Origin of the sequence: Roseiarcus sp. (assembly GCF_052145395.1) — a bacterium.
Classification (GTDB): Bacteria; Pseudomonadota; Alphaproteobacteria; order Rhizobiales; family Beijerinckiaceae; genus Roseiarcus.
Genome location: NZ_JBKQOT010000576.1, coordinates 1 through 2,570 on the forward strand (window position 1 = coordinate 1; position 2,570 = coordinate 2,570).

The window sequence follows — 2,570 nt, forward strand, 5'->3', positions numbered from 1 at the left end:
GTGACGCCCGCCCCACCACAATCCTGTCGAGACCGACCCCCATCCAAGCCCGCGCCTTCGATCTCCTCGGCCTCAAAATCGCCGCGTAGGCAGAACGCGATGCGCCCGTCGAGTCACGTCAATGACATGCGCTCACAAACACCGGAAGTTCGGTCTAAACCGCGGCGCGAAGGCCATAGTCCAATATCGGGGTGCCGCTGCCTCGGTCCGTCATCTGCAGCCGAGCGTCAACCTGACGCTCGGCTGCAGCAACTCAATGGCGTTTACGCCGCCGGGCGAAGCCGCAGACCTGCCGGCGTCTCGCCGGTCGTTGCGAACCGCCACAAAACGACGAGGAGCTTGCGAGCGAGCGCAACGATCATCGTCTTGCGCGTCCCGCCTCGGGCATCCGCCGTTCGCCTCCAAAACCACGCGGTCAGCGGGCTGCCCTTCTGATGCGTCAGGTGACCCCAGGCGAGTTCTATCATCCCGCGGCGCACGCGGGCGTTGCCAGCTTTGGCAAGTCCTCGCTCGCGTCGCTTTTGGCCGCTCTCGTCTGGAGCTCCGGTCAGGCCGGCATAGCGCGCGAGGGCCTTACGGTCCCGTATTTCGCGGGAGAACACCTCCTGGACGAGCGTATCCGCGGTCTCAACGCCGACGCCGACCACCCTCATGAGCTGCCGCACCATCGCATGGCGTTGCTCGCTCGGCGCTTTCGCCAGGCGTTCGGCGCGGGTTTTCTCGATCTCCTTGATCTGGCGTTTGACGAACTGCAGGCGGTCCTTATCGCGGCGCATCTCGGCCAGCGTGTTCGTAGGTATCGCCAGGCCTTCCGGCGTACGTAAGGCTTCCAACTGGCTCTGCGCCCGAGCGAGATTGGGTCGGAAGCCGCGAATGCCGAGACGGGCGAGATTGGCCTTCAGGCGGTTGACGATGCGGGTGCGCTCCCCGACCAGGACCTCACGCTCGCGGCCCGGACGTCGCGCATCCTCCTCCTCGAGCGTGGGAATCGCCGCCATGCTGCAGTGCTTCGGTTCGCCGCGCAGCCAACCGAGAAAGGCGCGTTTGAGCAGCTCAGTGTCGAGCCGATCCGTTTTCGCCCGGCGGTGCTCGCGCGACACCGGGACGCTCGAGGGATGGATTACGTAAGCTTCGATTGACTGAGCGCGCAGCCAGCGCGCCAGCCAGAAGCCGTCGCGGCCCGCCTCGAAGGCGACGGCGATCCGTTCGATTGTGCGCCCGGCCTGCGCCGCTTCATTGCGCCAACGATGCAGAAGCTGCAGGAGCGCATCGCGGTCCGCGCCGAGCTTCTTCAAGGGATAGCGATCGAGTCCGGGCACGATGCCCGCGACCAGCCAACTCGACTGGCCCATCTCTACCACGGCGATCAAAGTCGCGTCTTGCTCAAGCGCAACGAGGCATCTGCTCAAGTCGTTCTGCTTTGGCATAGGGGCGCTCCATCGTGGTTGCCGCGACGAAGGCGGGATCGTCTCGCCGCGCGCCCCATAGTATCTAAACCGCTCGCGCGGTAGGGGCGGCGAGCGAACGGAGAGGGTGTACGGTAAGGACAACGGGAAGACTCGGCCCTGTCTCAAGATCGTAGGTTTCAACCCCATGCGAGACAGGAGCATTCGATGTCCGACAATTCCATCAGCCTGTTGCGGCAGCGCATGATCGAGGACATGACGGCGCGGCGGTTCAAGGAGAAGGTTCAGAAGGACTACGTCCGGCACGTGAGGACCTTCACGGAGTTCCTCGGCCGTTCTCCGGATACGGCCACGAGCGAGGATCTTCGCCGCTTTCAACTGCACATGGCCCAGCGACAGATCAGCGCGTCGACCATCAATTCCGCCATCGCCGCGTTGCGGTTCTTCTTCAGCATGACGCTCGAACGGCCCGACCTCGTTCGTCCTCTGAGGGTCGTGAACGAGCCGCGAAGGGCGCCGGTCGTGCTGAGCCCGGAGGAGGTGGCGCGGCTCCTCCAGGCCGCGCCGGGCCTCAAGTACAAGGCTGCGCTCAGCGTCGCTGACGCACGCGGGCCTCAGGGTGTCCGAGGTCGCCAACCTGAAGGTGTCCGACATCGACAGCCAGCGCATGACGCTGCGAGTCGAGCAGGGCAAGGGGCAGCAGGACCGGTACGTAATGCGTCGGCTTGCAGCGCGTGCATCTTGGCACGTTCGACCGCTGTGGCGAAGTGTTGAGCGGCGCTTCATCGCGTTTGTCGGCGTGGCGTTCTGGGTTTGGCCGGTGATGTCGTCGAGGGCCCCTGTCGAGCGTCAAGGCAACCACTCATTTCGGTGCATAGACCCATATTTCGGCGAGCCGATTGCCCGACATTGGGACCGCGACGAAAAGTCTGTCTAGTTCCGGGGCGAAGAGGGATGTCCGAGCGCCCTTGCGCGTGGAAATCCTCGAAGTTTCGGTCAGGTCCGGCGCTGCGTCGAAAATCGCGACATGCCCGTCACCGCAGCTCACATAAAGGCGTTTGCGCGCGCTGTCATAGAAGATGTCGTCGGCATCGCCGCAGGCGCCGACATTGTTCAAGATTTTCCCGTTCGCGGTGTCCATCGCGACGACGGAGGCGGGCCAAC

At 64.4% G+C, this 2,570-nt stretch carries 3 protein-coding genes and 1 pseudogene; 2 read left to right on the forward strand and 2 right to left on the reverse strand.

Annotated features, from left to right (window positions below):
* Positions 1-263 precede the first annotated feature (263 nt).
* Positions 264-1,427, reverse strand: a complete 1,164-nt coding sequence (locus ACLP25_RS19870) for an IS110 family transposase (protein ID WP_442470886.1) — start codon at positions 1,425-1,427, stop codon at positions 264-266.
* Between the two features lie 234 nt (positions 1,428-1,661).
* Between ACLP25_RS19870 and ACLP25_RS19875 the strand changes: the two are divergent.
* A pseudogene (locus ACLP25_RS19875) lies at positions 1,662-1,817 on the forward strand (phage integrase N-terminal SAM-like domain-containing protein); the annotation flags it as partial.
* 232 nt (positions 1,818-2,049) lie between these two features.
* Entirely contained in the window at positions 2,050-2,343 is a 294-nt protein-coding gene (locus tag ACLP25_RS19880; protein ID WP_442470887.1) for a hypothetical protein, read from the forward strand.
* Here the strand turns inward: ACLP25_RS19880 and ACLP25_RS19885 are convergent.
* The coding region (locus ACLP25_RS19885) for a YncE family protein (RefSeq protein WP_442470888.1) at positions 2,269-2,570 on the reverse strand (302 nt) is incomplete at its 5' end. The genes ACLP25_RS19880 and ACLP25_RS19885 overlap by 75 nt on opposite strands.

Coding starts and splice junctions, on each gene's coding strand:
- ACLP25_RS19870 (WP_442470886.1), bottom strand. CDS start 1,427: ATGCCAAAGCAGAACGACTTGAGCAGATGCCTCGTTGCGCTTGAGCAA.